The following is a 1542-nucleotide window of genomic DNA, read 5'->3' on the forward strand; positions in this document are numbered from 1 at the left end:
GTGTTTTTTGAATCACTTTTTAAAGCTGAAACCAAGGTTTCGACATAGTTTAGCCTTCTAATAGCATCCTTTAATGGCCCCTCAAAAAATGTTTTGCCCTCATCCAAGGTTTTTCCACCGAACCAGGTTTTGGCTTTAACATTCGGATCGAGTTTTCCAACGAGTATGTGCTCCTTATCTAAGGGAGCCTCTGCAATCTTTTCTCCAAAAGGTGAATAAATGGTGCTTTGTCCGGGTAGTTTCCCAACCTTCGGGTGATAAGCAATAGGATTGATCTGGACAATGAAGAAACAGTTTTCAATGGCTCTCACCCAGGCAAACATGTGAAATAGTTCAAGTGAGAGTTCGTTAGCCAATGTGGGGTGAAAAATAATATCCGCCCCCCTGAACTTTAGCATTCTTGGAATTTCTGTTAGTAAAATGTCCCCGCAGATAATAGCTCCGATTCTTCCAAATTCGGTGTCAGCCACGGGATATTTTCCCTCAAGCTCATAATATCCAGAGTAATACCAAGCTCTACTAAAATCAACAATCTCACCCCGAGGAGAAACAATTATCCCTGCATTGTAAACCTTGTCCCCTTTACGGCCGGGAATAGTGCCCGCAACCAACCATGTTTCCAGCTCCTTGGCCTTTTCAATCATCATCTGATAAGTAGGACCAATTAATGGTTCTACAACTTCCTCTGGTCTCTTATTCTCAAGCCAGGAGCCCACATTAAAAAACTCGGGAAGAGCCACAATTTCAGCTCCCATACTAACTGCCTTTTCAACCATTTCTAAAGCATGGGAGACATTCTCATCCACATCAGATCTAGTAAAGGCATCATTCAACTTCATCTGAACAGCAGCAACAGCAACTTCTCTCAAAGAAACACCTTCATAAATGTAATACGAATCTACAATATGGAAATATAAATTTTTACCAACCAAAAGATCAAAGCGAGTATTATAAAATAAATCTATGATAAAAGCATCTAGTATTGAAAATGAAAAACTTATTCATTATCGACAAAAAGGAAAAATTCTTAGGCAACGTATGTATTTAAATACTTCCAAATCAAATAACATTCTTTATAGGTTTTAGGAGAGAGATTTTTATGGGTCATAAATCCGAACCTGGAAAAATTCTGAACAATACCTATTTAGTAGATGCACACATGGTTGGGGTTCCCCAAATCTGTGCAATGTATGTGGTAGAAGGAGAAAAAACCGCACTCATCGACAGCGGAACAAGCCAATTCGCAGGAAAAGTGGTCGAGCAACTCAAAAAAATCAAAAAATTCCCAGTAGACTACATGATCATCACTCATGAGCACTGGGATCACACTCAGGGAGCAGCTCCTCTGCTTAAAGAAATGGGAGCTAAGGTTAAGGTCTATGCGGGAAAGAAGGCTCAGCCTATGATTGAGGACCCGAGTAAAATCGGCTATGATTTTGGGATGGGGCCAATTGAAGCGGTGAAAAAGGTGACGCCTCTGGAAGAGGGTGATGTGGTTGATCTGGGTGGAGGTGTGGCTCTGGAGGTTATGGCGGTTCCTGG

Annotated in this window: 2 protein-coding genes; one reads left to right on the forward strand and one right to left on the reverse strand. The window is 41.2% G+C overall.

Annotation, left to right across the window (positions count from 1 at the left end; translation table 11 throughout):
* Window positions 1-869 (reverse strand): carbon-nitrogen hydrolase family protein (locus ACUVXA_RS20780; protein WP_445873203.1); only part of this gene is annotated, 869 nt, incomplete at its 3' end.
* Between the two features lie 230 nt (window positions 870-1099).
* On the opposite strand from ACUVXA_RS20780, the gene ACUVXA_RS20785 reads away from it, so the two are divergent.
* On the forward strand, window positions 1100-1542 hold a 443-nt coding region (locus ACUVXA_RS20785), incomplete at its 3' end, for an MBL fold metallo-hydrolase (RefSeq protein WP_445873204.1).

This window comes from Candidatus Jordarchaeum sp. (assembly GCF_052745115.1).